This is a genomic window from Burkholderiaceae bacterium DAT-1 (assembly GCA_019084025.1).
Taxonomy (GTDB): Bacteria; Pseudomonadota; Gammaproteobacteria; order Burkholderiales; family Chitinimonadaceae; genus DAT-1.
This window is the reverse complement of record JAHRBI010000004.1, coordinates 123,493-148,924: the sequence shown is the minus strand read 5'-3', so window position 1 is coordinate 148,924 and position 25,432 is coordinate 123,493. Positions and strand designations below refer to the sequence as shown.

General features: G+C 57.5%; 27 protein-coding genes. 16 read left to right on the top strand and 11 right to left on the bottom strand.

The window, feature by feature from the left end; translation table 11 throughout:
• Nucleotides 1-7: 7 nt before the first annotated feature.
• Nucleotides 8-928 (top strand): NAD(P)-binding protein, encoded by a 921-nt coding sequence (locus tag KSF73_09260; GenBank protein ID MBV1775903.1) that lies wholly within the window; start codon nt 8-10, stop codon nt 926-928.
• Here KSF73_09260 and KSF73_09255 read toward each other — a convergent pair.
• A complete protein-coding gene (locus KSF73_09255) occupies nt 925-1,533 on the bottom strand; it encodes a TetR/AcrR family transcriptional regulator (protein MBV1775902.1) in 609 nt (202 codons plus the stop codon). The genes KSF73_09260 and KSF73_09255 overlap by 4 nt on opposite strands.
• Before the next feature lie 141 nt (nt 1,534-1,674).
• On the opposite strand from KSF73_09255, the gene KSF73_09250 reads away from it, so the two are divergent.
• From KSF73_09250 to KSF73_09230, 5 genes are all read left to right on the top strand, one after another.
• On the top strand, nt 1,675-2,967 hold the full coding sequence (locus KSF73_09250) for an FAD-dependent oxidoreductase (GenBank protein ID MBV1775901.1): 1,293 nt from the start codon (nt 1,675-1,677) through the stop codon (nt 2,965-2,967).
• Nucleotides 2,967-3,749, top strand: coding sequence for a DUF1365 domain-containing protein (locus tag KSF73_09245; GenBank protein MBV1775900.1), 783 nt, complete (start codon nt 2,967-2,969; stop codon nt 3,747-3,749). Before KSF73_09250 ends, KSF73_09245 begins: the two co-directional genes overlap by 1 nt.
• A gap of 23 nt (nt 3,750-3,772) precedes the next feature.
• Entirely contained in the window at nt 3,773-4,969 is a 1,197-nt protein-coding gene (locus KSF73_09240; GenBank protein MBV1775899.1) for a cyclopropane-fatty-acyl-phospholipid synthase family protein, read from the top strand.
• Nucleotides 4,966-5,763, top strand: a complete 798-nt coding sequence (locus KSF73_09235; protein MBV1775898.1) for a DUF1295 domain-containing protein — start codon at nt 4,966-4,968, stop codon at nt 5,761-5,763. The genes KSF73_09240 and KSF73_09235 overlap by 4 nt, the downstream gene beginning before the upstream one ends.
• 193 nt (nt 5,764-5,956) lie before the next feature.
• The gene (locus tag KSF73_09230) at nt 5,957-7,621 is read left to right on the top strand and encodes an ATP-binding cassette domain-containing protein (protein MBV1775897.1); all 1,665 of its coding nucleotides are present in this window, start codon (nt 5,957-5,959) and stop codon (nt 7,619-7,621) included.
• Nucleotides 7,622-7,713: 92 nt separating this feature from the next.
• On the opposite strand, the gene KSF73_09225 is transcribed toward KSF73_09230, so the two are convergent.
• Entirely contained in the window at nt 7,714-8,067 is a 354-nt protein-coding gene (locus tag KSF73_09225; protein MBV1775896.1) for a hypothetical protein, read from the bottom strand.
• Nucleotides 8,068-8,137: 70 nt separating this feature from the next.
• Here KSF73_09225 and KSF73_09220 point away from each other — a divergent pair, with 70 nt between their 5' ends.
• A complete protein-coding gene (locus KSF73_09220; GenBank protein ID MBV1775895.1) occupies nt 8,138-9,970 on the top strand; it encodes a pre-peptidase C-terminal domain-containing protein in 1,833 nt (610 codons plus the stop codon).
• Nucleotides 9,971-10,074: 104 nt separating this feature from the next.
• Here KSF73_09220 and KSF73_09215 read toward each other — a convergent pair whose 3' ends face one another.
• Together KSF73_09215 and KSF73_09210 are read right to left on the bottom strand one after the other, a co-directional pair.
• Entirely contained in the window at nt 10,075-10,788 is a 714-nt protein-coding gene (locus KSF73_09215) for a LytTR family DNA-binding domain-containing protein (protein ID MBV1775894.1), read from the bottom strand.
• A complete protein-coding gene (locus KSF73_09210; protein MBV1775893.1) occupies nt 10,785-11,846 on the bottom strand; it encodes a sensor histidine kinase in 1,062 nt (353 codons plus the stop codon). The genes KSF73_09215 and KSF73_09210 overlap by 4 nt, the downstream gene beginning before the upstream one ends.
• 239 nt (nt 11,847-12,085) lie before the next feature.
• Between KSF73_09210 and KSF73_09205 the strand changes: the two genes are divergently transcribed.
• Nucleotides 12,086-14,110, top strand: coding sequence for a M13 family metallopeptidase (locus KSF73_09205; GenBank protein ID MBV1775892.1), 2,025 nt, complete (start codon nt 12,086-12,088; stop codon nt 14,108-14,110).
• A 4-nt stretch (nt 14,111-14,114) separates the two neighbouring features.
• On the opposite strand, the gene chrA is transcribed toward KSF73_09205, so the two are convergent.
• The 4 genes from chrA to KSF73_09185 all read right to left on the bottom strand — a co-directional run bounded on the left by chrA (nt 14,115) and on the right by KSF73_09185 (nt 17,699).
• Nucleotides 14,115-15,332 (bottom strand): chromate efflux transporter, encoded by a 1,218-nt coding sequence (gene chrA / locus KSF73_09200; GenBank protein MBV1775891.1) that lies wholly within the window; start codon nt 15,330-15,332, stop codon nt 14,115-14,117.
• A gap of 18 nt (nt 15,333-15,350) precedes the next feature.
• The gene (locus KSF73_09195; GenBank protein ID MBV1775890.1) at nt 15,351-15,944 is read right to left on the bottom strand and encodes a DUF2325 domain-containing protein; all 594 of its coding nucleotides are present in this window, start codon (nt 15,942-15,944) and stop codon (nt 15,351-15,353) included.
• Nucleotides 15,945-16,649: 705 nt separating this feature from the next.
• A complete protein-coding gene (locus KSF73_09190; GenBank protein MBV1775889.1) occupies nt 16,650-16,916 on the bottom strand; it encodes a hypothetical protein in 267 nt (88 codons plus the stop codon).
• A gap of 102 nt (nt 16,917-17,018) precedes the next feature.
• Nucleotides 17,019-17,699, bottom strand: coding sequence for an ArsR family transcriptional regulator (locus KSF73_09185; protein ID MBV1775888.1), 681 nt, complete (start codon nt 17,697-17,699; stop codon nt 17,019-17,021).
• Between the two features lie 74 nt (nt 17,700-17,773).
• Between KSF73_09185 and KSF73_09180 the strand changes: the two genes are divergently transcribed.
• Both KSF73_09180 and KSF73_09175 read left to right on the top strand, forming a co-directional pair.
• Nucleotides 17,774-18,118, top strand: coding sequence for an NIPSNAP family protein (locus KSF73_09180; protein MBV1775887.1), 345 nt, complete (start codon nt 17,774-17,776; stop codon nt 18,116-18,118).
• Nucleotides 18,115-18,462 (top strand): antibiotic biosynthesis monooxygenase, encoded by a 348-nt coding sequence (locus KSF73_09175; GenBank protein MBV1775886.1) that lies wholly within the window; start codon nt 18,115-18,117, stop codon nt 18,460-18,462. Before KSF73_09180 ends, KSF73_09175 begins: the two co-directional genes overlap by 4 nt.
• Nucleotides 18,463-18,513: 51 nt before the next feature.
• On the opposite strand, the gene KSF73_09170 is transcribed toward KSF73_09175, so the two are convergent.
• A complete protein-coding gene (locus KSF73_09170) occupies nt 18,514-19,410 on the bottom strand; it encodes a LysR family transcriptional regulator (protein ID MBV1775885.1) in 897 nt (298 codons plus the stop codon).
• 115 nt (nt 19,411-19,525) lie between these two features.
• Here KSF73_09170 and KSF73_09165 point away from each other — a divergent pair, with 115 nt between their 5' ends.
• Entirely contained in the window at nt 19,526-20,074 is a 549-nt protein-coding gene (locus KSF73_09165; GenBank protein ID MBV1775884.1) for a carboxymuconolactone decarboxylase family protein, read from the top strand.
• 57 nt (nt 20,075-20,131) lie between these two features.
• Nucleotides 20,132-20,602, top strand: coding sequence for a nuclear transport factor 2 family protein (locus KSF73_09160; protein ID MBV1775883.1), 471 nt, complete (start codon nt 20,132-20,134; stop codon nt 20,600-20,602).
• A 50-nt stretch (nt 20,603-20,652) separates the two neighbouring features.
• On the opposite strand, the gene KSF73_09155 is transcribed toward KSF73_09160, so the two are convergent.
• Complete coding sequence (locus KSF73_09155; GenBank protein MBV1775882.1) at nt 20,653-22,224, bottom strand: M48 family metallopeptidase; 1,572 nt, start codon at nt 22,222-22,224, stop codon at nt 20,653-20,655.
• A 94-nt stretch (nt 22,225-22,318) separates the two neighbouring features.
• Between KSF73_09155 and KSF73_09150 the strand changes: the two genes are divergently transcribed.
• Nucleotides 22,319-22,504: a hypothetical protein gene (locus KSF73_09150; protein MBV1775881.1), complete on the top strand. Its 186-nt coding sequence runs from the start codon at nt 22,319-22,321 to the stop codon at nt 22,502-22,504.
• Nucleotides 22,505-22,507: 3 nt separating this feature from the next.
• Here the strand turns inward: KSF73_09150 and KSF73_09145 are convergent, their stop codons facing one another.
• Nucleotides 22,508-22,702 carry a hypothetical protein gene (locus KSF73_09145; GenBank protein MBV1775880.1) on the bottom strand — a complete coding sequence of 65 codons (195 nt, stop codon included), beginning with the start codon at nt 22,700-22,702 and terminating at the stop codon, nt 22,508-22,510.
• A gap of 191 nt (nt 22,703-22,893) precedes the next feature.
• On the opposite strand from KSF73_09145, the gene KSF73_09140 reads away from it, so the two are divergent.
• The 3 genes from KSF73_09140 to creC are packed head-to-tail and all read left to right on the top strand — an operon-like array spanning nt 22,894 to nt 25,384.
• Complete coding sequence (locus KSF73_09140; protein MBV1775879.1) at nt 22,894-23,292, top strand: hypothetical protein; 399 nt, start codon at nt 22,894-22,896, stop codon at nt 23,290-23,292.
• Nucleotides 23,289-23,957: a two-component system response regulator CreB gene (gene creB / locus KSF73_09135; GenBank protein ID MBV1775878.1), complete on the top strand. Its 669-nt coding sequence runs from the start codon at nt 23,289-23,291 to the stop codon at nt 23,955-23,957. The genes KSF73_09140 and creB overlap by 4 nt, the downstream gene beginning before the upstream one ends.
• Nucleotides 23,957-25,384 (top strand): two-component system sensor histidine kinase CreC, encoded by a 1,428-nt coding sequence (gene creC, locus KSF73_09130; GenBank protein MBV1775877.1) that lies wholly within the window; start codon nt 23,957-23,959, stop codon nt 25,382-25,384. Before creB ends, creC begins: the two co-directional genes overlap by 1 nt.
• The last annotated feature ends 48 nt before the right edge of the window (nt 25,385-25,432 follow it).

The window sequence follows — 25,432 nt, the reverse complement described above, 5'->3', positions numbered from 1 at the left end:
CTTGTCCATGTCACTATCTAATCGAATCGCCATCATCGGTGCCGGTATGGCCGGCGCCGCCTGTGCCCGCGCATTGCACGATGCGGGTTACGAGGTGGTCGCCTTTGATAAGAGCCGCGGCACGGGTGGCCGCCTGAGTACGCGCCGCACCCCGGACTGGCAGGCAGATCACGGCGCGCCGGGATTTCATGCGGGTTGCCCTGACTTTATCAGTGAGGTTGCACGCTGGGTGGATGCAGGCATAGCTGCACCGTTTAGCGTCGATGGCGAGTTCGTCGGCGTGCCGCAGATGAATCAGCCGGTTAAGCATTTACTGCGCGACATCACTATTCGCACCGGACAGCGGATCGCCCACATCGAACGCAATGCAGCCGGGCAGTACCGCTTGTTGAATGAATCCGGCGAGGTGGCTGGCGAAGCATTCGACGCAGTAATCAGCGCGACACCTGCGGAGCAGGCCGTACCGTTGCTGGTCAACTTATCGGCTACCCTTGCTGATCTTGCACGATCAGCACAGCAGACGCCTTGCTGGGTGGCGATGCTCAGTGGCATACAGGATACGCCAATCGCAGGCTCGCCCATGATCGACCGGATCATCGCCAATCATTGCAAATACGGTCGGGCTAATACGCCCGTTTATGTGGCATACGCGACAGAAGCATGGTCTGTCGAGCATCTGGAAGACAGCGCAGACTCTGTGAAAGAGGCTTTTCTAACTGCCCTGCTTCCCGATCAGCGCCGCGAGGAGGTCACGTGTGAAGTTCATCGCTGGCGCTACGCACGCGGCGGACTCGGGCTGGCTACGCCATGGGCATGGGATGCGTCCGCCAGAATCGGCCTGTGCGGGGACTGGCTGGGTGCGGGCTCGGTGGAAAGTGCGTGGCTGAGTGGTTGTGGCATAGCGAATCAGTTCCTTGCAGGCAACTAAACCGCCACCCCCGCAAAACACACTTCCAGCATATGAGCGATGATCTCCGCGTCGTCCATTTTCGAGTAGGTTCGCAGGTACTCCACAGTGGGATCGCAGGTGCGCGCATAGTAGCTGAACAGAATCACATCATCCGGCAGATCGCTGCGCAGTTCCCCTGCCGCCTTGGCCGCCTGCACAATCTTCTTCAGTTGTTTATTCAGCGACAGCACCAGTGCCACGTAATGCAGATTGCGCATCAGCATATCGCGAACATGCTGGGCAGTTGAAGGCAGGAACGGCAGACCGCCTTTCAATCGCACGTCCAGCGCCCAGCTCAGCAACACCTTCAGTTTCGCCAGTGGCGACATCGTATCCGGCAAACCCTTCAGCTGATCAATGGCCTCACCCAGTAGGCGGATCATCGCCGCGCCTACTAGTTCTTCCTTAGATTTGAAGTGTTTATACAACACCGGCTTGGAGATACCGACCAGATTGGCCACGTCATCCATGGTCATCAGATCAAAGCCCTTTTCGGCGAGCGTCTGCGCTGTGGCATCGAGAATCGCGGTCTCGCGAAGCTTGAAGGCTTGATCCTTGAAGCTGAGTTTGGAAAAAATACTCATCGGTAGCAATCGTTACTGGTTGGTAGTTTTATTTAAGACGTAGTATGATCAGGATCATAGCACTGGCAGATGCGCTGTGCACAGCCAGACATATCAATCGAATGCGCAAGTCCATCGATCGCGCCAATGGGGATTCACATAATGCACGCTCCTTCCTCCACACCCGCAACCGGCCAGCAACGCATCGCCGTCATCGGGGCGGGCATTTCCGGTCTGGCCAGTGCGTGGTTGCTGGCAAAAAAGCATCAGGTGACGCTGTTCGAGGCCAATGCCTATGCCGGTGGCCATACCAATACGGTGGATGTCACCCTGAATGGCGTCACCGCACCTGTGGATACCGGCTTTCTGGTCTTCAACGAACGTACCTACCCCAATCTGCTGGGCCTGTTTGCCGAACTAGGGGTGCAGCGTCACGAAAGCGAGATGACATTTGCCGTATCGATGGATGGCGGCAAGCTGGAATGGGCGGGGAATAATCTCGATACGCTGTTTGCGCAGCGGCGTAATCTGCTGTCGCCACGATTTCACGGCATGGTGCAGGACATCCTGCGCTTCAATCGCGAATCGGCTCGCTATCTCACGCTTTCGACTGATCTTACACTGGGCGAGCTGCTGAAACAGGAAGGCTATGGCGCAATGTTTGCCGATGCCTACCTGCTGCCGATGGCAGCCTGCATCTGGTCGTGTCCGTCTAACGAGATGCTGGGTTTTCCGGCCGTCAGCTTTATCCGTTTCTGCCACAACCATGGTCTCTTGCAGATCAACAATCGCCCGCAGTGGTTTACCTTGGCCGGAGGCGGCCGCGATTATGTGCGGCGCATGATGCCGCAGATTCAGCAGGTGCGACTCAATACACCGGTACGTGCGGTGGTACGCGGAGCAGATGGCATCACGGTACGCACCGATGCCGGTAGCGAGACCTTTGATGCCGTGATTTTTGCCACCCATGCCCCGACCACGCTGGCCATCCTGCAGGATGCATCCGACGAGGAGCGGCAGATACTGGGCAGCGTGCGCTACCAGACTAATATTGCCTGGCTGCATACCGATCCGGCTTTGCTGCCTGTTCGCCGCAAAGTGTGGTCAGCCTGGAATTATCTGGGCGGGGCCGCGGTATCCGGCGTGCGGCCAGTGTGCGTCAGCTATCTGATCAATCAGCTACAGCCCTTGCCCTTCAGCCAGCCTGTGGTGGTCACCCTGAATCCCTTCCACGATCCAGCGCCCCATACGCAACTGGCGCGCTTCGAGTACGAACATCCGGTGATGGATACGCCTGCTGCGCAGGCTCAGGCAGCGCTACCCTCGATTCAGGGCAAAGGCGGCATCTGGTATGCCGGCGCATGGACGGGCTACGGTTTTCATGAAGATGGCCTCAAATCTGCACTACGTGTGGTGGCTGATTTTGATGCGCTTCCCGTCTGGGCGACCCTGTGATGGACGCCGCCTTTATTCTCCGTGGACAGGTGATGCACGAACGGCTGCGGCCGGTGTTCAACCGCTTTGTCTATCCGGTGTTCTGTGTTCGGGTGAATCTGGAGCGGCTCGATGCCCTGCCCGCCCACGGTCTGGCCATCAACCGGCGCGGCATGCTGGCCCTGTTCGAGCGCGATTACGGCCCGCGAACCGGCACGCCGCTCGCACCCTGGTTCCGTGCCCTGCTGGCCGAGCATCAGATTGAATGCGATGGCGAAATCTGGCTGCAGACCTTCCCCCGCGTGCTGGGCTTTGCCTTCAACCCGGTGAGTTTCTGGTATGCGCATGGGGCAGATGGCTCGATCCGTGCGGTGCTGGCCGAGGTGAATAACACCTTTGGCGAAACCCACCGTTACCTGCTCTCCACCCGCAATGGCGGTGCAATCGGGGAAGACAGCGTGCTACTGGCGCGCAAGGTGTTTCATGTTTCCCCCTTCTGCGAGGTTCAAGGCCACTATCGCTTCCGCTTTCGCGACACTGTGAAGCATGCCTTTGTCTCGATTGATTACGCCGACGATACTGGCCCGCTCATACGCACGGCCATCGGTGGCACACGCCTTCCGCTTGCCAGACACATTGTCTGGCAGCAGTTGCTGTCCATGCCCTTTCTCACGCTGGGCGTGGTGTGGCGGATTCACTGGCAGGCGCTGAAGCTCTGGGTACAGCGCGTACCCTTCTTCAGCAAGCCGGTTCCGCCGTCTGTTTCCCTGACGTTATCGAATTCGCAGGAGCGCCGATCATGAGCGAGCTCAGTACCCATCTCAATATGCCTGAACGAGTACCGATGGCGGGCAGGCTGTTTATTGCCGCCCTCAGCCGCATGAAAGTCGGGCACGTTAGCGTGACCACGCCCGAAGGTCATCAGCTGACCTTCGGCGATTTACATGCACAACCGGCCGCTTCGCTGACAATTCACGACTGGGGTGCCTGCAAGCGGATTCTGGTGGCAGGCGATATCGGCTTTGCCGAAGCCTGGCGTGCCCGCTGGATTGATACACCCAATCTGACTGACTTGCTGAAGCTGGCGATCCGCAACGAATCCGCACTGGAAGGTTTGGTTTCGGGCAAGCGGCTGGCCTCGATCTGGTATGCCATCCTGCACGCCTTCCGCCGCAATACCAAACGCGGCAGCCAGCGCAATATTCATGCACATTACGACCTGGGTAACGATTTCTACAAGCTTTGGCTCGATCCGAGCTGGACGTATTCCAGTGCCATTTTCAATGGTCGATTTGATCAATCGCTGGAAGCCGCACAGGGTGCCAAGTACCAGCGCATCATTGATCAGCTGGGCTTGAAGCCCGGCATGCGCGTACTCGAAATTGGCTGTGGCTGGGGCGGATTTGCCCTGCATGCCGCGCGTCAGGGCATTCAGGTGCATGGCATCACGATTTCCAGGGCGCAATTCGACATCGCCACCAAACGCATCGCCGACGCCCACCTCACCCATTTCGCCAGCTTCGAGCTGCGCGATTACCGGGATCTGGACGGTAGCTGGGATGCGATTGTGTCCATCGAAATGTTCGAGGCCGTCGGTGAATCGTACTGGAAGACTTACTTCCGCAAAGTGCACGACTTGCTGCGTCCCGGCAGACAGGCGCTGATCCAGTCGATCACCATTGGGGAATCACGCTTTGCCAGCTATCGCGCCAGCAGCGATTTTATCCGCGAATACATCTTCCCCGGCGGCATGCTGCCAAGTCCCGAGCGCTTTATCGCAACGGCTGCGTCAGCCGGCCTGCAAACCCATGACAACTTTGCCTTTGGCCCGGATTATGCGGAAACGCTACGCCGGTGGCGTCATGATGTCGACACCCATGCGCAGCAGATTGCCTCACTGGGGTTCGACGATGCCTTCATGCGTATCTGGCAATTGTATCTGTGCTATTGCGAGGCTGGCTTTGACGAAGGCCGCACCGACGTGAACCAGTTCCTGCTTACCCGCACGGAGCACACCTCATGAACTGGACCGCTTATGCAGTCGGCCTGTCTCTGATGGTGATACTGGGCCTGATGGGCTGGTTTATCAGCCTGTACCGCCGCAATGTCACCATTGTTGATAGCCTGTGGAGTTTGTTTTTTGTGCTGGGATGCTGGGCGTATCTACCAGACATCAGCGCCGTGGTGAGCCAACCCAAGACCGCACTGGTCATGACGCTGGTGCTGATCTGGGCGCTGCGTCTGTCCGGCTATCTCACCTGGCGCAATGGCAGCAAAGCTGAGGATCACCGCTATGCCGCGATCAGGGCGAACAACCCGCCCTTCTGGATCCGCAGCTTGTACATCGTCTTTCTGCTGCAAGCGACACTGGCCTGGCTGGTATCCATCCCGCTCTTCTATATCGCGCAGAATCCTGCCGGCCTGAATATGCTGGATGCGGTCGCTCTAATGCTATGGCTGCTGGGATTCGGATTTGAAGCGCTGGGCGACTGGCAGCTTGCGAGGTTCAAATCTCGCCCGGACAGCAAGGGCAAAGTCATGCGTAGCGGCGTGTGGGCCTATACCCGCCATCCCAATTACTTCGGCGAAGCCTGTATCTGGTGGGCCTACTACTTGTTTGCCTGCTCAGCCGGTGGCTGGTGGACGTTCCCCGGCCCCTTGATGATGAACTGGCTGTTGCTGCGCGTGAGCGGCGTGGCGATGCTGGAAAAGGATATTGGCGCGCGTCGCCCCGAGTATGCAGAGTATATCCGGACGACACCCGCGTTTGTGCCCTTTGTACGCCGCGTGATACATGCCTCGCCGACTAAGGGCTGACTCACGCAAACCGCGCAAATTACGCCTTTGCAAATGTCCCCACTAAAGAGCCCTGGCCTTCCAAGGGCTTTTTGGCTTTTCAGACCAGACAACGGCGCAATCCCCTCTAGGACTTAAGTGTTATCATCGCCCACTTAACTCCTCCGCTCCGCACCCCGCTGACGGTTCCCAATCTCCTCATGTGGTTGTTTCAATGATTATTCTGAAAAATGTGGTCTTGCGCCGTGGCAGCAAGGTGTTGCTGGGGGATGCGTCTGTGACTCTGACGCCGGGCGAGAAAGTGGGGCTGGTGGGGCGCAATGGCGCGGGGAAATCGTCGCTGTTTGCCATGCTCAATGGCACCCTGCACGAGGATGGCGGCGAATTCTCGATTCCTTCGCAATGGCGGATGGCGCAAGTCGCGCAGGATATGCCGGAAACCGAGGAAACCGCGACCCAATTCGTGGTCGCCGGGGACACCGCCTTACTGGAAGCCATGCGCGAAGTGGAAGCTGCCGAGGCCAGCGACGACGGCATGCGGATGGCGCACGCCTATATGGCGCTGAACGATGTTGGCGCACATGATGCGCCGGCTCGTGCGCAGGCGCTGATTTTGGGTCTAGGATTTACCGTGGCCGAGCTGGATCAGCCGGTCAATAGTTTCTCCGGTGGCTGGCGCATGCGTCTGCAACTGGCGCGCGCGCTGATGTGTCCGTCAGATTTACTGCTGCTCGATGAGCCAACCAATCACCTGGATCTGGACGCACTGGTGTGGCTGGAAGCCTGGCTCAAGCAATATGCAGGCACGATGGTGGTCATCAGCCATGACCGCGAGTTTCTCGATGCCATCACCAATGTGACGCTGCACATCGACAATGGCCGACTGGTGCGTTACGGCGGCAATTACAGTAAGTTCGAAGACATGCGTGCCGAACAGATGCTGCTGCAACAGGCCGCGCTGGCACGTCAGGCGGACAAGATCGCACATCTGCAAAAGTTTATTGATCGCTTCAAGGCCAAAGCCAGCAAGGCCAAACAGGCACAGAGCCGCGTCAAGGCGCTGGAGCGCATGGAAAAGATCGCGCCAGTGCTGGCCGATGCCGAATTCCAGTTCGAATTCAAGGAACCAGCCAGTCTGCCCAATCCCATGCTCACCCTGTCTTCAGCCGCGATGGGTTATCCGCCAGTTGAAGATGCGGATGTGGCTTCCCTGCCGACCACCATCATCCAGAATGTGAACCGTTCGGTGCTGGCGGGTCAGCGCATCGGTATTCTGGGTGCCAATGGTCAGGGTAAATCGACGCTGGTTAAAACCATCGCAGGTGCACTGAAGTCGATCACAGGTGAAATCATTCAGGGCAAGGGTCTGAACATCGGCTACTTCTCTCAGCAGGAACTCGATGTGCTGCGCCCCGAAGATAATCCACTGGAACACATGATCCGTCTGGTACGCGATACACCTGTGGCCATGCGTCCGGGCTATAACGATTGCCGCGAGCAGGGTCTGCGCAATTTCCTCGGCACCTTCAATTTCAGCGGGGACATGGTGAAGCAGGCAGTGGGCAGCATGAGCGGCGGCGAGAAAGCGCGGCTGGTGCTGTGCATGATCGTGTGGCAGCGCCCTAACCTGCTGCTACTGGATGAGCCGACCAATCACCTGGATCTCTCCACCCGTGAAGCGCTCAGCGTCGCCTTGAATGAATTTGAAGGCACCGTGATGCTAGTCAGTCATGACCGTGCATTATTGCGCTCGGTGTGTGATGAGTTCTGGATGGTATCGCGTGGCGGCGTAAAGGATTTCGACGGCGATCTGGACGATTATCAGGTCTATTTGCTGGAAGAAGCGAAGCGTCGCCGCGAGGCTGCCAAGCAAAGTTGAGGCGTACCGCCAGTACATTTGCACAAGCGCCCCTCGCTACCAAAGCAGGCGTGAATCTGCACACCTGATTCACCCTTTCTATCGAACACGCATCATGCGATTTCTGAGCGTCCGATGCGTGTTTGCACATCTACGCCATGCCTATCCTCCCGCTTTGTCGCGAAAAACGGGACAGTATCCGCTTCGCTCATTTTCCGGGCATCTGCATTCGCAGCGTCCTCTCTGCTCAATCGCAACAATTTCGCAACACCGTTAAAAATACCACTTTTCACTATATTTCGAAAATCCGCCAACAGCGCCGTCACTTCATTAATACCACCTATCCATGCCACGTATTGGGGTGCGATTGAATCCCGATAGATATCAAATATCTGTGCCAATATATTTTTGCAGCAAGCATCCCTCTGAGCCTGCCCACGCAAGACCAGTGCCGTTTTATTTGGCACAGGCAACCAAGATCATGCGTGAAACATCAAAATCAGAGGGCCAAAAGCAAGACAAAACAGGAGATGACTCATGAAAAAAGCAGCCGCACTCGGCTTGTCCCTTTGCGTATTCGCAGCCCTGCAAACATTTGCAGCCGATGTTTCATCGGTGAAGGGTCAGGATATTGGCAGCATTTCAAACGTACTCGACGGCCTGACTCGACAGCAGCCCGCAAAACGCGCCATGTTCATTCAGGGCAGCAACGGAGCTCGCCTGTCTACGCGCGTTCGTGACTTTTACCGTAAAGATGGGCGCGTATCCCTCTCGGGTGAGGCGCTGGATATTCCCAACTCCCAGTTCATGCTCAAGGGGAGCGAGAATAAGCTGTATGGATGGCTCATTCTGCATGACACCAAGCAGGCATACGAGTACACCACGGATGCAACCGGACATCTGATTATGACACCGGTTGCCATTAGCAAGATCGTACCGGACTACGACGAATCATTCAGCAAAGCCGCAGAGCGCGCTATCAAGGCCACTGCAACCGCTACCGTTGCTCACCCTGTTTATAGCTCGATGGCATTGCGCCAGGCGCCACACATCGGCCCGTACAATAACGAAGATGTAACGAAGCTCGAATCCAAGCCCGGCAGCCCGTACGTTTTCTATCTCAATACCGCAGCCGTGATGAGTGGCAATACCCCCATCAATGGCGTCACCAAAGAGCAGATGTATCGTGCATGGCAAGCCACTGCCGACCAGTACTCCATGCTCAATCTGAACGTCACCACCAATAAGGCGGTGTACGACGCAGCCAAAGCAGCCAATGTCACCCGCACGGGTGTCATCAACTTTGTGAATCAGGATGGCCGATCAAATGCCCCTTTGCACGCATTTGGGACGACATCGGCGGGCACACTGTACCGCAATCCGGCCACCGGGTTTGATTATGGCTACGGCATCGGCATGACCTGTGCGCACGAAGTCGGTCACGAAATGGGGATGTCCCACGATGGCGGCGGCACCGGTGGCGAATACTACGAAGGCATTGCCGCCTATCAGTGGGGCCCGATCATGGGCAACTACTGGATGGGCGCATCATGGACCAATCAGCTGTTTACATGGAGCCGCGGCGAATACAGCACCGCATCCAATCAGGAAGATGATCTGCGCATCATGAGCGTAGACGAAGGCGTGCCGTATATGGCCGACGACAATCCCACCGACAAACCGCTGGTAGTCGGCTCGGACGGTTCCATTGATCCGACCCGCAACTTCGGCCAGATCGAGCGCAATACCGATACGGACACCTTCACCTTTACCGTGCAAACCGGTGGCCGCCTCAATCTGCGCGTAGACCCGATCGAATACCTGCGGATGCTGGACGTGGATGCCTCGATTCTGGATGCCAGCGGTGCAGTCGTCGCACGCAGCAATCTGGCGGTGAATCGTTCCGCTGAATTTGTGAATCTGAATCTGGCTGCTGGTAATTACCGTCTGGTGATCAAAGGCGGCGCAGAAGGCACACCACAGAACGGCTTCTCCAACTATTCCTCGCTGGGCTGGTATGCCATGAAGGGTACCTTGGAGGGCGGAATCGTGCCGCCAAGCGATCCAGTCCTGTCCAACAATGTTGCACTAGGCGGACAGACCGCTACAGCAGGTACCTGGAAGTACTACACCATCGATGTGCCTGCTGGCAAAACGTCGCTGACTGTATCGACAGCAGGCTCAACAGGCGATGCCGACCTGTTCGTACAAGTGGGTGCCAAGCCAACCACCAGCAGCTACAAGTGCAAGTCCGATGGACCAACTGCAACCGAATCCTGCTCGATTGCCAACCCGGCTGCAGGCAAATACTACGTTGGCGTATACGCGTATAGCGCATTTAACAACCTGAGTGTGACCGCAAAGTATTGATCACACGGTAAAAAGCAGGGCGCGTACCGATCTAGTAGCGTGCCATCTCCAGTGAGCGGGGATGGCACGCTTTTTCATGGGCAAGCAGGTGCTCAGACGATGCGCTAGAGCGAAAGCTTTTCTTTAAGCTCCAATAAATTGCGCCGCGAAATCTCCAGTGTTTTCCGGTCATCCATTACGGCTTTCCAGGCAAAATTGAGTGTTTCCTCAATGCCAATGAGGTGGTTCAGATTCACGATATGCTGACGGCTGATCCGGAAAAAATGTGCATCCGGCAAGCGCGCCTCGATGCTATTCATCGACTTTTTAACGTACGCGCGCTTATCGTCGAAGTACACAATCACATAATTTTTGCAGCTTTCCAGATAGCGGATGCTCGAAAGTGCAATCAGGTGGCACGCATCGCCATCCTTGATAAATATCCGGCTGCTGAGAGAAAGCGGACTATTGTCCTGCGGGGCCTCCGCCTGCTGCGCAGTCAATTTGGCAACCGCCATCGCCAGCCGATCCTGGCTGATAGGCTTGAGCAGATAATCGACTGTATTGAACTCGAATGAGCGGATCGCATATTCTGCAAACGCAGTCGTAAAGATGATTTTCGGGGTGTAATCCAGCTGTCCGAGTAACTCAAACCCCGAGCCGCCCGGTAGATGGATATCGAGAAACAGGACATCGGGCTGCAGTGCCTGAATGAGCGGCAAGGCTGCTTCAGGCTCATCAGCTGCGCCCACTACTTCAATCACCCCTTCGAATGCGCCCAGCATGCGGATCAAGCCTTCGCGCGCCAGTCGGGAATCCTCAATCACCATTGCCTTCAGCATGGACGTGCTCCGGGTATACGCATTCTGACCACAAAGGTATCGCCTTTATCAGAAACGATCAGCGTTGCGCTGGGGCCGAACAGCAATCCGAGACGACGACGAATATTGTCCAGCCCAATCCCTTCACCCGGTGACACCAGCCCGGATGGGGGCGCCTTGTCATTGCATACTTCCACCACGCAGATTGACCCTTCCGCTCGCACAGCCAGCGTGAGGGTGCCACCTCTCGGACGTCCTTCCAATCCATGTTTGATCGCATTTTCTACCAGCAGCTGAATGGACATCGGCGGAATCGCCACCTGCAGCATCTCCGGATCAATCGATCGCTCCACGCTTAAACGCGCCTCCATCTGAATTGCCATCACAGCCAGATAGCGATCGACCATTTCCATCTCTTCCGCCAGCGGGACCGTATCCCGCCTACTCGACTGCAAAGAATAGCGAAGCAAATCCGACAGCTGCGTCACCATCTGTTCGGCCATCCGGCCATCTTCATGAATCAGAAAACGAAGGTTATTCAGTGCATTAAACAGAAAATGCGGATTGAGCTGATTTGCCAGCGTAGCGAGACGCGCTTCTTTGAGATGGTTTTGCAGACGCAGGTTGGCAAGTTCTGCCTCCCGTGCCCGACCATTCGCAACGGCACTCATGAAGATAAAAATCCAGGCGCAGACAAACAGCTGATTCGATAGTCCGTTCCCGACGATCATCTTCAGCGCCACGAGTCCGGGCAATTTTTGCGACATGGTGACCAGATAGACCGTAGCCGCGATCATCATACCCGCCAGTGTTCCGTACACCAGCGTCATCAGGGACAGCTTGCCCCATCCCTTCTCCGACCAGTTCCGCCGAAGAAATGTCCGGCGAAATAGCAGCACACTCAGGGTATAGGGGACCATCCACACCAGCGTCGCCACTGCATCTTTGACGATGCTGTTCCCCCACATCCAGGCAGACAGCATTTGCGTTGCCACAATAAGCAGCATGCCGCCTGCATGCATCTGCCAGAAGCGGCGTTCGGTCGGCCAGAAACGCGGAGCAATCAGCTCATTCATCGGAAAACATCCATTCATCACAAAGGATATAACGCATGCAGTGTATGTCCTTGTGAAGATCCGAATCCACTGTTGCCGCGCACACCCACCCGTTTTTTGCAATCAATGGCACACGTTTTATCGCCGCTCAAACCGCTAATCCAGATATTCATCCCCCGCAGACACCATCCGGCACCTTTTTGAAACAGCGCCGCCCTCCAGTCGAATAATCCGCTCACATTCAAGTTCTGGAGCGCATCATGCTTTCACACCTGCCCACCCGTACACTGTCTATTCTGGCGCTGGCCATTTCGACCCTGTATGCCGCCCCATTGCCATCCGGTCTAGACCTCTCAGGCTTTGATCCTGCTGTCCGGATTCAGGACAATCTGTATCAGGCCGTCAACGGCGGATGGTTACAGCGTACCGAGATTCCAGCAAACAAACAGGCGGTTTTCGGAGATGATCCGCTGGTACGCACTCAGGCTCGGATCAGTACCATCGTGCATGAACTGGCACAGCAAAAGCATATCAAGCGTGGCAGTATCGGCCAGCAAGTGGGTACATTCTATGCGGCCTGGATGAATACAGACGCCATCGAGCGCGCAGGTATGGCGCCCGTCAAGGCCGCACTGCGTTCGCTGGACGCGGTTGCGACACTGGACGCGCTTGCCAGCTGGCAGGGCGACATGCAGGGCATTGTCGAGACCCCTATCTTCATGCAATTCGTACTGCCAGACTTCAAGCAGCCCACGCTTCAGCGCGTCTATACCGGACAGGGCGGACTGGGTTTACCGGGCCGGGATTACTATCTGGATGAGTCTAACCCTGCATTCGCAACAGCACGCACGGCCTACCTGACGTACCTGACTACACTGGCCACTCGGATTGGCCTTGCACATCCGGAAGCCACAGCCCAAGATGTATTCGCACTGGAAAAACAGATCGCTGCCCTTCATGTGCCGATTGAAGATACCCGCGATCCGGGCAAGATGTACAACCCGCTCAGTGCAACCGGCCTCGCAGCCCAAGCGCCGGGATTTGACTGGACGCGCTTTCTGAAATCAGCCGGACTGAATCCGTCACAACCCGTCGTCCTCACCACACCCACTACTGCAACCGGTCTCGGCAAACTCTACCAGTCCGTCCCGCTCACTACCTGGAAAGCCTACTTCTCACTTCGCCTGTTAGATGGCGCAGTGGCAGTCCTGCCATCGGATGTGCGTTTAGCCAGTTTTGCTTTTCACGGCACGGCGCTATCGGGGATGCGTGCAGAAACACCGCGTGAAGCGAAAGCCATTGACACGCTGAACAACCTGCTCGGCGAACCGCTCGGGCGCCTCTATGTCGAGCGATATTTCCCGGCAGAAGACAAAACACATGTGGAACGCATGACCCAGGCGCTGCTGACCGTCGCCAGACAATCCATCCGCCAGAATAGCTGGATGGCCGACAGTACCCGCCAGCATGCACTAGCAAAACTCGATAAGTATCAGGTCAAGGTGGGTTATCCATCACGGTGGCGTGACTACAGTCACCTGAACATTCTACCCGGCGATCCGCTTGGTAATCTGCATCGCACCAAGCGTCACGAATGGCTGCTGCAGGCCGCCAAAGCGGGGCAGCAAGTCAACCGCGAAGACTGGATGATGACGCCCCAGACCGTGGATGCCTACTATGATCCGATGGCCAATGCCGTGAACCTTCCCGCCGGATTCCTGCAAGCACCGATCTTTGATCCTGCTGCTGACGATGCATACAATTACGGCGCACTAGGCACGCAAATCGGCCACGAAATCAGCCATGGTTTCGACAATCTCGGTAATCAGTTTGATGGAGATGGCGTGTTTTCGGACTGGTGGCAGGCGTCGGACAAAACGACCTTTGCCCAGCTTACGGCCAAACTGGTTGCCCAGTTCAATCAGTATGAAGCACTGCCGGGCGCCCGTATCGATGGACAGCGCACACTGCCGGAAAATCTGGCCGATCTGGCTGGCGTACAGCTGGCGTTTGCGGCTTATCAGGCTTCACTGGGCGGCAAACCATCGCCCGTGATTGATGGCTACACCGGCGAACAGCGCTTCTTTCTAGCGTATGCGCAAAGCAAGCGCAGCAAACTCCGGCCGGAGCTGCAGCGCCAGCTGCTAAGTACCGACGTGCATGCACCGCAATTTTGGCGAGCCAATGGTGCAGTCATCAATAGTGACGGGTTTCAATCCGCGTTCTCTCTGCAACCGGGTGATGCCCTGTTCAAACCCGCGAATGAACGACTGAGGATGTGGTGATCCGCTAGACAGGCGGGAGCATCACCCCCATCCCGCCGCACACCAGCACCACCAGCCAGGGCGGGCTGCGCCAGTGTAATAAGGCAAGCAGCGCCGCTCCGGCCAGCAGAACATCCTGCAGATGGTGAATTGCGCTGATGATCACCGGCGAGATGAATGCAGCCAGCAGCAGCCCCACCACGGCTGCATTCACGCCATCCAGTGCTGCGCGTGCGCGCAAGGAGTGGCTCAATTGCGTCCAGAATGGCAATGCGCCAAATAGCAATAGCGCCCCGGGCAAAAATGCAGCGATCAGACACACCATTCCGCCCACCCAGCCACCGGGCGTACCATGCAGTGACGCCCCCAGAAACGCGGAAAATGTAAACAAGGGGCCCGGCATTGCTTGTGTGACCCCATATCCCGCTAAAAAGGTTTCTCTGTCCACCCATCCAGCCGGGACAACAGCGGCCTGCAACAAGGGCAGGAAAACGTGCCCGCCCCCAAAAACCAGTGCACCCGCGCGATAGAAGGCATTGAACACCTCAAGGCCGTGTACGCCACTTGCCTTTGCCAGAACCGGCAAGCCTGTCAGTAAAATCGTGAAGGCGGCCAGCCAGAACAGTCCCGTTCGACGGCTCATATACGGCAATGCAACGCGTATGGACAAGGAGTCTGGCAAGCGCAATCCACACCATCCCGCCGCACCCGCCAATAGCAGAATACCGATCTGTACACCGGGCAGCGGCAGGCTGAATGCAACAACCGCGGCAATCAGCATGATCAATACACGCGGCACATCCGCACATAGCGTCTTTGCCATCCCCCACACCGCCTGGGCAACAACCGCTACGGTAGCCACTTTCAATCCATGAACCACACCCGCGGACACCAGGGACGACAGGCGCTGCATGCTAGATGCCAGCACGATCAGCATCATGGCAGAGGGCAGCGTAAATCCTAGCCAGGCTGCTAGCGCCCCCGCATAGCCTCCGCGCATCCAGCCCAGCGCCAAGCCCACCTGACTGCTCGCAGGCCCCGGCAGGAACTGGCACAGCGCAACCAGATCGGTATAGGCCGATTCACTCAGCCATTGCCTGCGCCTGACAAAGGTTTCCCTGAAAAAGGCCAGATGGGCGACCGGGCCACCAAAAGAGGTCAACCCAAGTCGCAGGAAGATAAAAAAAATGGATAGGGACTGATCAGGCTTCACCGCAGCAATCCGCACAATCGAAACACCCATGATATCGCGAGTCAGTGACTAGCCGGGCGAATGTGCAAGGGGTGCATGTGCGTCCCGCGCCTCTTGAAAATGCGTTTGATTGTCCTTCTCAGCATGATGTGGAAACAACTGCACCAGCACCCGTTGCAAACTGGCCTTCCCTGGGCGCTCCACAAACACGCATTGCTTGCCGGTTCGCTTGCAGAAGTCTTTTACGCGCCAGTAGGCATCGTGACTGATACAGCCCGTCTGGCAGATCACCAGATCGGCAGCCGCGAGCCCCGGCTCCAGCTGATTGAGATTCTGCTCTACCCCGCCATCATGAAAGGCAAAACTGCCGCCAGCACGCTGGATCAATTGCCGGTAGGCTGCCACCAGTCCGCCTCGCCCGCCTACGCACATCACCTTCTTTTCGGATAAGGCAGGCAAAGAAGCAACCGCCTCATCCTCCTCGCGTTCTTCATCCTGTACCGGGAAGGACACGTTCACCCGACGCAAGACGACACTCAGTTCTCGCTCAAGCTGCAATATTTGCGTATGGCGGTCGCGCAGGCGACTTTCCAAATCGGCCACGCGTTCGGCAAGGCGCTGCCGCGTGTCCAGATCCGGCACCTGTTCACGCCAGGCAGCCATCTCTCGTTGAAGCGCCACAATGGTGTGCTCGCGCGCCGCCAGTTGCCCTTGCAAATGACCCTGCATACTGTGCAGGCTATCCAGTTCGGCCTGTTTTTCGGCTACAAACTCGGTGAAGCGCGTCTGTACTTTTCCCAATTCTGCAGCCAGTACCTTATTCTCACGCAGCAAGGCCTCAACCTGCAGCCGATCTGTTCGGGCGCACGCGCCCGCCTGATGCTGGATCATATGGACTCTCCGGCAAATCAGTTCCAGGGTCTGCGCGCAACAGGCGGGATGGGTCACCGCAGCCCAGAGCGCACCCGCCATATGCCCTCGCGCCTCTTCATCCAGCCACGCGGACAGAATTGCCTCACTACTCTGCAGGGCACGGAATCGGTGAATCATCTGCGCGTGGCGCTGCTCAAGATCGGCCTGAATGGCTTCGGATATGCGATTCTTGAAGCGGCACTCACTCACCGCCCCGACATGCAGCTCATAGTCATCGCCGACTGTCCGTCCGCGCAGCGCCTTGTTCACCAGCGCCCGCAATACGGGTAGCGGAATGCAGACGCCGATCACCGGACAATGACATCCCTCCGGTATCTCCCAGAGCTTGCGCCGGTGCTTGCCTGACAGATTCAGCACCCCCTTGGGATCGCGGGCAAAGTGAGGTACAAGCGGCTGTTGCGCGTCAAGATCACACATGATGAGCTCCCGTTGCGATCAGTGCGCGCGCCGATACGCGCTGGCCCCAGCCTCGCGGTGGCAACTCAGACGAATGCGTGCCAGCTCTTCGATGCGCGGTCTGGCGGTGTTGAGCAGCGCAGACAGTGCATCGAAATCATCGGGATCCAGATTCAGCATGACATGCGGCATAGCCACATGTACACGGCCGCATTCCGTGCAGACAATCACTTTGCCAGCGGCATTACTGGCAATGGACAGATGGCGGCAACCGGACTCATACTCGTTTTCTTGCACATTCAACATGCGTGTACTCCTAATTATGGCGGGCGATCACAGGGCGTTCCCCCATCCCTGTGCCGAGGATGTACTCACATACTAAATGATAATGATTCGTATTTGCAATACTTATTCGAACAAGATCCACGCCCGGAAATCGCGCTCCCCTGGCGCCGAAAAGCTCACGACCCGCGACTCGGGCGCTCGGGTCGCCCATCCCTGATCAAGCACATGCACCAGCATCGCGCGCCCCAGCTTTCCCGCCAGATGATGGCGCCGCTCACTCCAGTCCAGACAGGGCCGACTCAGGGGCCGGCGCCCCGTCATCTGTGCAGTGTCGATGCCAGATTGTGCCAGCCAGTCCAGCCCTCGGTCTGTCAGCGTGATAGCGTCATCCTGTTTGGATAGGAGCTGCCGCGACAGCATGGCATCGTAAGCCACCACAGCCAGCTCACCCGCCAGATGATCGTAACAGGTGCGCGCCTTGCGCAGCGCAGGCTGGCGCGGCCCCACCTGCTGATGCGGGGTAGCGGTCTGCTGGGATAAGCCCATCAGGGCCTCCAGCACCTGAGCAACTTCAGTACTCGCGAGCCTGTAATAGCGATGCCGCCCCTGCTGCTCGCAGGCAAGCAAGCCGCCTTCCAGCAACTTGGAAAGGTGTCCACTGATTGTTTGCTTGGTTACACCGGCGCGATTTGCGAGTTCGGTTACGGTGAGGGCCTGACCAGCCATTAAGGCAGACAGTGCCTCGGCACGGGCAAAATCGCCGATCAGTGCAGCAATGCGGACCAGATTTGGAGTGTCGTTCATGGTTCGATCCTCGCCGAACCATCTGCATGCGTCAAGTTGCTATCGTGCGGTCTGTCCAAACCAAGGAGCAGCACATGGCCCTCACCTGTTTCATCCGCTACGAAATCGATCCTTTCCAACGCGCAGCATTTGACCTGTACGCACAGAACTGGGGTCGCATCATCCCCAAATGCGGCGGACACCTGATCGGCTATTTTCTGCCGCACGAAGGTAGCAACTACGTCGCCTGGAGCCTGATCTCATTTGATAGCCTCGCCGATTACGAAGCGTACCGCGCCCGGCTCAGACGTGATCCGGAAGGCGCCGCCAACTTCGCCTTTGCGCAAGAAAAGCGCTTCATCCTCAAGGAAGAACGGACCTTTGTAGAAAATGTCGCCGGTACCATCGGTATTCCCCCTGTGATGGGTGGCACAGCATGATTGCCGTGATCTTCGAAGTCCGGGTTCACCCGAACCACCAGCAGGATTATCTCGACACAGCAGCGGCTTTGCGTCCGCTTCTGGCAGAGATAGACGGCTTTATCTCCATCGAACGCTTTCAGAGTCTGGGTGAGTCCGGCAAACTGCTATCGCTGTCGTTCTGGCGCGACGAAGCAGCCGTGCAACAGTGGCGCACGCTGGAGGCACATCGGCTGGCACAAACGATTGGCAGGGAACGGGTCTTTACCGATTACCAGCTCAGTGTAGCAGAAGTCACACGCCGCTATGGCATGCATGACCGTCATCAAGCCCCACCCGACTCGCAAAAGGTGCATTCAAGCTAAGCACGGCATGACACCAGCCCCGCCACACAGCAGTGTGGCGGGAGGGGCGGACTATTCCGCCAACCGCGCCCTGATCCCCGGCACCATCCAGTCGATGAACGCCCGTAATTTTTGTGGCATATAAGCTTGTCCACCGTGCAATAAATGCACTGGCCACGGTGCAGGCTCGAAGGATTCCAATACAAGACTCAGCCGCCCCTCAGCCACAGCAGGCGCACACTGGTAGGACAGCACCCGGGTCAAGCCCAGCCCTGCAATGGCCGCCTCAATTGCTGCTTCGGCACTGTTGACCGACAGCCGGCAGCGCATGCCAATCTCCTCGCTCTGGCTCCCGACACCGAACTGCCAGCGCTGCGGCAGATACAGCCCGTCATAGTTGATACTGGTGTGCTGTGCCAGATCAGCGGGCACAGCAGGGATGCCGTGCCGGGCAAGATAATCCGGACTGGCACAGCACACTTGCCGGATTTGCCCCAGCCGGATGGCTACCATATTGCTATCGGGCAGCGGACCAATCCGGATGGCGGCGTCGATATGTTCTTCGAGCAAATGCGCGACGCGGTCGCTTAATACCAACCGGATCCGGATGTCCGGAAAAGCATTGAGAAAACTCAGTATCACTGGCTGCACATGCATGCGGCCAAACACTACCGGTGCAGTTACCACTAGTTCACCTTTGGGCTGGCTCAACTCACCGGTCGCGGCCCGCTCCAGCTCCCCCACCTCATCGAGAATCCGCCGGCACCCCCCCAGATAGTCTCGCCCCGCATCCGTCAGCGCCAGCTTCCGGGTAGATCGCATCAGCAATCGTGCCTGCAAATGCGCTTCCAGTTCGCCAATACGCCGGCTCACAGTCGCAACTGGCATCCCCACCACCCGAGCCGCCGCAGAAAACCCGCCATGATCTACGACCGCGACGAACAGCTTCATGGCATCGAGACGATCCATTATTTTCTCAATTATTGGAAAGATGATTCGCAATTTTGCCCAATTATCACATTCAGTGATAGTGCGTATTGTTCGGTTTGTCGATGCACACCACCCAACCGAAAGGCACTACACCATGACACATCTTCATATCGCCGCCACCATTGCCGACGCACCAGCCGCTGCGCAACCCTTACTGCAAGCCGTGCAAGGGCAACTGGGCGTCGTCCCCAATCTGTTCCGTCTGGTCGCCAATAGCCCGGCTGCACTCGAAGGCTATCTGAACCTCTCCGGCGCATTGGGCAAGGGCACACTGCCAGCGGCCACCCGCGAACGCATTGCCCTGGCCGTGGCCGAAATCAACCGCTGCGGCTACTGCCTGTCTGCCCATACCTATCTGGGCAAAAATCTGGCCGGCCTGAGCGAATCGGAAATGATCGCCAACCGCAAGGGTGCGTCCGAAGATGCCATGGCATCCGCTGCCGTCACCTTTGCAGCACAGGTCGTCAGCAAACGCGGACATGTCGGTACAGACGCGGTCGCTGCCGTGAAAGCTGCAGGCTATAGCGATGCCCAGATTGTAGAGATCGTGCTGCATGTGGCCCTGAACACCTGGACCAATTACATCAACTCTGTCGCAGGAACCGAGATCGACTTCCCCGAAGTTGCACCGTTTGCAGCCTGATCACCCACCACTTTTGCGCCCGGCGAAGCGATTCGCCGGGTGTTCAGCCACAGGAGTATGCACATGAGTCGCCCCCCGCTCCCGCCATTTACCCGTGAAACGGCGATCCAGAAGGTTCGCCTGGCCGAAGATGCATGGAACAGCCGTGACCCTGCCCGCGTCGCACTGGCCTATACACCAGATAGCCGCTGGCGAAATCGCGCCGAATTCATCGCCGACCGTGAAGCCATCGAAGCCTTCCTGACCCGCAAGTGGGCCAAAGAACAGCAATATCGGTTGATCAAGGAATTATGGGCGTTTGATGCAGACCGCATTGCGGTGCGATTTGCCTACGAATGGCAGGCAGAGGATGGCCAGTGGTACCGCAGTCACGGTAACGAAAACTGGGCATTCGATGCGGACGGGCTGATGAAAATCCGCCACGCCAGCATCAATGATCAGGTTATCAGCGAGGCAGACCGGCTATTTCACTGGCCGCAGGGACGCAGACCGGATGATCATCCGGGCTTGAGTGAACTAGGCCTGTAGCGGCCTGTAAGCAAGTGATAGAACGGGCCTACCCTGCGCCCGTTATCCGCTTATGCAGTGACGACACCAATCCGTACCAGCCAGCGCTCTGCCGCCTCTTCGCCGCGATTTCGCATCAGCCAGTCATATCCGGCATGGGCACAGTCATTGGTCAGGCTCGGCGAAAGCTGCATGGCCTCGTGCAGATAGTCGAGACCCACTTCGTTATTTTCGCTCAGGAGCACCCTGCCGTAGTAGAACACCGGCTTGGGATAACGCTCGCCAGAACGGTCAAGCAAATGCTTGAGAACAGGCTTGGCCTCGGCATGCGAGCGGAATTCGGACAGCAATAACGCATACTCCTGCGCCTCTCCCGCGGACAGGCTATCCAGCTGCAATGCAGATAACTCGGCAATTCGGGCCTGCCCCCGACTGTAACGGCGATGATAGTCTTGCCAGTTTTTCTTTTGTTCCGCCCACCATGCTTCGTCAAACTCACGTGCAAGCATATGGGCAAACTCGCCCAGCATGGCATCTGCCGCCGATACTTTTACATCCGGCGGCAATGCGGCAGTCTGGTCCAGCGCAGTGACACGTTCGCGCAGGCAGGGGTGGGTATCAAACACACCGGAATCCACTTTCCATGCTGCACGCAATTTCTCCTTCGTTGCCCATTCCATTTGCGTGGCACTGGCGATCTTGCGCAAGGTAGAAAATGGCATAAATGCTGGTGTTGATCGCTGCTTAACCTGATCGTACAGCTTCGGCCAGAAGGTCTCGCTCATCCATTCGCCGAGCAGCACACAGCGGATCAGCGCGCTGGCAGATGCTTCCGCACCCGCAGTGCGTGCGGACGCCGCATCTGCCTCATACTCGTTGGTTCGGGACAGAACAAAGGTATACGCGTTGTAATACGGACCAAATCGATCAAGGAGCGAAGCCAGTAAACCATTGACCATGTCTTCCTCACGATGCGCGCTGGCATGCGCCTGGACCGCACCAAAGGTAATCCGCTGCCGGTAGATCCAGCGGCTCAGCTTGCCGTGACTACCGCTCAGATGACCATACTCATGTGCGATGATGGACATCATTTCGCGCGGACTCATCGTTTGCAAAAACGGCAAGCCCAGCACCATATAATTGCGGTAGCCCCCGAAAAGGCCAAATCGCGGTACTTGCGAGATATAAGCGGAATATTCTCGGGTAATCAGTACCCGATAGATGGGTGGACCATTTTCCTGTTTACGCAAACCTTCCAGCCAGCGAAACAACTTGGGTGCCTCTGCAGCAGTAATCTCCCTGCCAGTGGGCACATCCAGCCGCATCATGAGCATTTTGCCAGTGGCATACAACACCGGAATCACCGTGATCGCAAAACCGGCCAGTATCAGCATGCCGCGCACCGAATGCGATTCAGTTACCCAGCCATAGAGCCATACGCCGACCAGACATAAGCCGGCCAGCAAACCAAAGAGCACCAGATACGCCGTCAGGCTGAATAAAATCACCTTGAGCCGGAATTGCCCCGGCTGCTCGCGTGCTTCCGCTTCAAGCGTCCACACGAGCATTTCATAATCGCTATCGTTCATCATCGAGTCATGCCACACAGATGCCGCAAGTGTGCCACCGAATGACGACGCCATACATCACAATCTATTCGATCAGCGCATTGACCCGAACAGGCAAAGGCGCTACGTTGATGAAAACAACACCCTATCCAGTCCATCCGGAGGAAACATGAAGCACCACATCATCGCCGTTGTACTGTTCGTGCTTGCCCTCATTGCCTATCAACAGGGGTTTAGCCACAGCTGGACAGCCTGTCTGATTGCTGGCGTGCTGCTGGAAGCGGGCGGTTGGATCAAGCTGGCAAGTGGATTGTCAGCCCGCCGGCGTGACAAGCACTCGACGCCAGCCGCCTGAAGCTCAAGCTGCCATCTGCAAGGGCCCGTAACCGGCACCTTCACTCTCGAAATTCACAATGGCTGCGCTGAGCAATTGTGCGCGGCCATCCTGCTTGTCCACGGAAAATCCCCACGACCGCAAATAGTCTGCCAGTTCGTCACGCCCCGCTTCACGCAGGTCACGCAGGGTCTGGAATGCAAATGCACGTTGATTCATGATGTCGCCTCTTCAGGTTGATATCCCTGCGGCATCGGTTGCAGTCGCAGGGCCAAGTGGATGGGCTTGTGACTTCATGTTGCACGCAAGGATATGAATGAAGACTGAATGTAATGCGTGTTGGAAGCGCGGCAGACTTGGGTTAGTCTCGTGAATCGCTGAAACTGACCAATATCCTTTCGGGAGATGCCATGCGCAGCACCATCCAATTCATGCTCATACTGGGCGCGGTAACTGCCGTGTCGACTGCGGCCATCAGCGCTTCCTGTCCGGACATACCCGCGGATTCGCTCAAGCTTGTTAAAGGTAACCCGGTACGTGCTGCCCAGCGCGCAGCCAAATCCGCGCATCCGCAGTTGCTCGCCATTAGCGGGTTTGCCGTCGTCACCCCCGGCGTGCCGGAACTGGCGGGCTGCCCCTTCCCCAAGGATATGGTCAAGATCATTGCAGGCACATCGGACTCGGTCTGCGGCGAACAAGGTGTTCGCTTCAACACGCAGGCCTACCAGTTTGCCGAGCATTACAATCAGGCTTTGCTCAAAGCATCGCCCTCCCTCAAAGCACAATTGGCGTGCGTGAAACCCTCATGAGCCAGCGGATTATCCTGATTGAAGATGAAGCCGCCATCGCCGACACCATCGTATACGCCCTTCGCTCGGAAGGATTCGAGGTGCACTGGGCCATGCTGGGCACCGATGGACTCGCACACCTGCAGACACGTCCCGCCGACCTGGTGATTCTGGATGTCGGTCTGCCGGACATCAGCGGCTTTGAGGTCTGTAAAGCGATCCGGCGTCAGTCCGATGTGCCGGTAGTCTTTCTCACCGCCCGCTCGGAAGAGATTGACCGGATTATTGGTTTTGAACTGGGTGCAGATGACTATGTACTGAAGCCGTTCAGCCCGCGCGAACTGGTGGCGCGGGTCAAAGCCATCTTGCGTCGCGGCATACAGTCCGTGCAGACTGGCTCTGCATTGCGCCACGATGTCGCCCGAGCAAAAGTCTTTCTGGGCGAGACGCCCCTCGATCTCACCCGCTATGAATATCGCCTGCTGATCACTTTGCTCGACGCACCTGAGCGCGTGTTTACCCGCGCACAACTGATGGATCATGCATGGGAAGAACCCGAGGCCAGCTTCGAGCGCACTGTGGATGCCCATATCAAAAGCCTGCGCGCCAAATTGCGTCAGGCCGACCCGGACAACCAGTACATCCACACCCATCGCGGTCTGGGCTATAGCCTGAGGCTGGCCTGATGCGGATCCGCCTGCGTATCTTTCTGGGGTATTTCCTGGTGGTGGGCATCACCGCGTGGTTTCTGGTCGATACCGCCCGCAATGCGCTCAAACCGGCACTGCGGCAAGCCATGGAAGACAGCCTGCTCGATAGCGCCAATTTGCTGGCCGAACAGGTACGCGACGACATCCGTCAGGGCATGCTGGCAGGCGACAGCGCGCTAGCGCAGCAAGTCGGTCGTTTTCAGCAACGACACATGGGTGCAAGTATCTGGGGCGTACAGCGCGACCGCCCGGATTACCGCATTTACGTCACAGATGCGCGCGGCATCGTATTGTTTGATTCCAGCGTGGAAGCAACCGGTCAGGATTATTCCCGCTGGAATGATGTCTACCTGACGCTGCACGGCCGCTACGGCGCACGGGCCACACAAGACCCCAACACCGGCGACGCCGTTCTCCATGTTGCGGCCCCTGTTCTGGACAATGGCAAGATCATCGGCGTGGTCACTGTTGCCAAGCCGGCGGGATCGGTCGAACCCTATTTTGTGCAGGCGTATCGTGGCTTGACTCGCGCAGGGCAAGCGGCGCTGGCCCTCAGCCTGCTGGCAGGGCTGTTGCTCTCGTGGTGGCTGACCCGCACGCTGCACCGGCTGGTGGACTATACGGCAGCTGTCTCGCGCGGCGAACGTAATGTTACCCTGCCCCCCTTGCATGGCAGCGGCGAGGTCGCCCTGCTCGGCCAATCCATCGAGCACATGCGCGAAGAGCTGGAAGGAAAACGCTATGCCGAGGAATACGTTCATGCGCTCACACATGAATTAAAAAGCCCGCTGGCCGCGATCAAGGGCGCAGCAGAACTGATCAACGAGCAGATGCCCGAGGCCGAGCGCCAGCGCTTTCTTGGCAATATCGCCGCGCAATCTGACCGCATGACCCGTATCATCGAGCGCCTGCTGGATCTGGCCAAGCTGGAGGGCATGCGCACGCTGGCGCACCCGGAGACTGTCGATCTGGTGCCCCTTGTTCGGGATGTTATCCGCAACCGGGAGGCGATCGCCTCCCCGCGCAACATCGTCATCTCCCTTGATTCCGAATCATCCCTCCTCATGCGGGGAGATGCGTTTCTGCTCAGTCAGGCCATAGGCAATCTGCTCGATAACGCCATCGATTTTTCGCCAGAGAAGGGTCTGATCGATATCAGTCTCATTCGTGACGAGAAAAATGTGCAACTCACCATCCGCGATCATGGTCCCGGCGTGCCCGATTTTGCCCGCGACCGCATTTTCGAGCGCTTCTATTCCCTGCCGCGCCCCGACCATCGCCCGAAATCAACCGGGCTGGGTCTCCCATTCGTACGCGAAGTTGCCAGTCTGCATGGCGGGCACATTCGCGTGGTAAACGCGCCAGACGGTGGGGCGGTCGCCGAGCTCACGCTGGCAGACTAAGTTTGACTGGCGAGCCACCGCGCACTTCACACAACTTCATATTCAGCG

Coding starts and splice junctions, on each gene's coding strand:
- KSF73_09175 (MBV1775886.1), top strand. CDS start 18,115: ATGATTGCCGTGATCTTCGAAGTCCGGGTTCACCCGAACCACCAGCAG.
- KSF73_09150 (MBV1775881.1), top strand. CDS start 22,319: ATGAAGCACCACATCATCGCCGTTGTACTGTTCGTGCTTGCCCTCATT.
- KSF73_09190 (MBV1775889.1), bottom strand. CDS start 16,916: ATGTTGAATGTGCAAGAAAACGAGTATGAGTCCGGTTGCCGCCATCTG.
- KSF73_09155 (MBV1775882.1), bottom strand. CDS start 22,224: ATGGCGTCGTCATTCGGTGGCACACTTGCGGCATCTGTGTGGCATGAC.
- KSF73_09170 (MBV1775885.1), bottom strand. CDS start 19,410: ATGGATCGTCTCGATGCCATGAAGCTGTTCGTCGCGGTCGTAGATCAT.
- KSF73_09210 (MBV1775893.1), bottom strand. CDS start 11,846: ATGAATGAGCTGATTGCTCCGCGTTTCTGGCCGACCGAACGCCGCTTC.
- KSF73_09195 (MBV1775890.1), bottom strand. CDS start 15,944: ATGGCTGCCTGGCGTGAACAGGTGCCGGATCTGGACACGCGGCAGCGC.
- KSF73_09255 (MBV1775902.1), bottom strand. CDS start 1,533: ATGAGTATTTTTTCCAAACTCAGCTTCAAGGATCAAGCCTTCAAGCTT.
- chrA (MBV1775891.1), bottom strand. CDS start 15,332: ATGGGTGTTTCGATTGTGCGGATTGCTGCGGTGAAGCCTGATCAGTCC.
- KSF73_09235 (MBV1775898.1), top strand. CDS start 4,966: ATGAACTGGACCGCTTATGCAGTCGGCCTGTCTCTGATGGTGATACTG.
- KSF73_09230 (MBV1775897.1), top strand. CDS start 5,957: ATGATTATTCTGAAAAATGTGGTCTTGCGCCGTGGCAGCAAGGTGTTG.
- creC (MBV1775877.1), top strand. CDS start 23,957: ATGCGGATCCGCCTGCGTATCTTTCTGGGGTATTTCCTGGTGGTGGGC.
- KSF73_09145 (MBV1775880.1), bottom strand. CDS start 22,702: ATGAATCAACGTGCATTTGCATTCCAGACCCTGCGTGACCTGCGTGAA.
- KSF73_09140 (MBV1775879.1), top strand. CDS start 22,894: ATGCGCAGCACCATCCAATTCATGCTCATACTGGGCGCGGTAACTGCC.
- KSF73_09205 (MBV1775892.1), top strand. CDS start 12,086: ATGCTTTCACACCTGCCCACCCGTACACTGTCTATTCTGGCGCTGGCC.
- KSF73_09240 (MBV1775899.1), top strand. CDS start 3,773: ATGCCTGAACGAGTACCGATGGCGGGCAGGCTGTTTATTGCCGCCCTC.
- KSF73_09185 (MBV1775888.1), bottom strand. CDS start 17,699: ATGAACGACACTCCAAATCTGGTCCGCATTGCTGCACTGATCGGCGAT.
- KSF73_09220 (MBV1775895.1), top strand. CDS start 8,138: ATGAAAAAAGCAGCCGCACTCGGCTTGTCCCTTTGCGTATTCGCAGCC.
- KSF73_09250 (MBV1775901.1), top strand. CDS start 1,675: ATGCACGCTCCTTCCTCCACACCCGCAACCGGCCAGCAACGCATCGCC.
- KSF73_09245 (MBV1775900.1), top strand. CDS start 2,967: ATGGACGCCGCCTTTATTCTCCGTGGACAGGTGATGCACGAACGGCTG.
- KSF73_09260 (MBV1775903.1), top strand. CDS start 8: ATGTCACTATCTAATCGAATCGCCATCATCGGTGCCGGTATGGCCGGC.
- creB (MBV1775878.1), top strand. CDS start 23,289: ATGAGCCAGCGGATTATCCTGATTGAAGATGAAGCCGCCATCGCCGAC.
- KSF73_09180 (MBV1775887.1), top strand. CDS start 17,774: ATGGCCCTCACCTGTTTCATCCGCTACGAAATCGATCCTTTCCAACGC.
- KSF73_09160 (MBV1775883.1), top strand. CDS start 20,132: ATGCACATGAGTCGCCCCCCGCTCCCGCCATTTACCCGTGAAACGGCG.
- KSF73_09165 (MBV1775884.1), top strand. CDS start 19,526: ATGACACATCTTCATATCGCCGCCACCATTGCCGACGCACCAGCCGCT.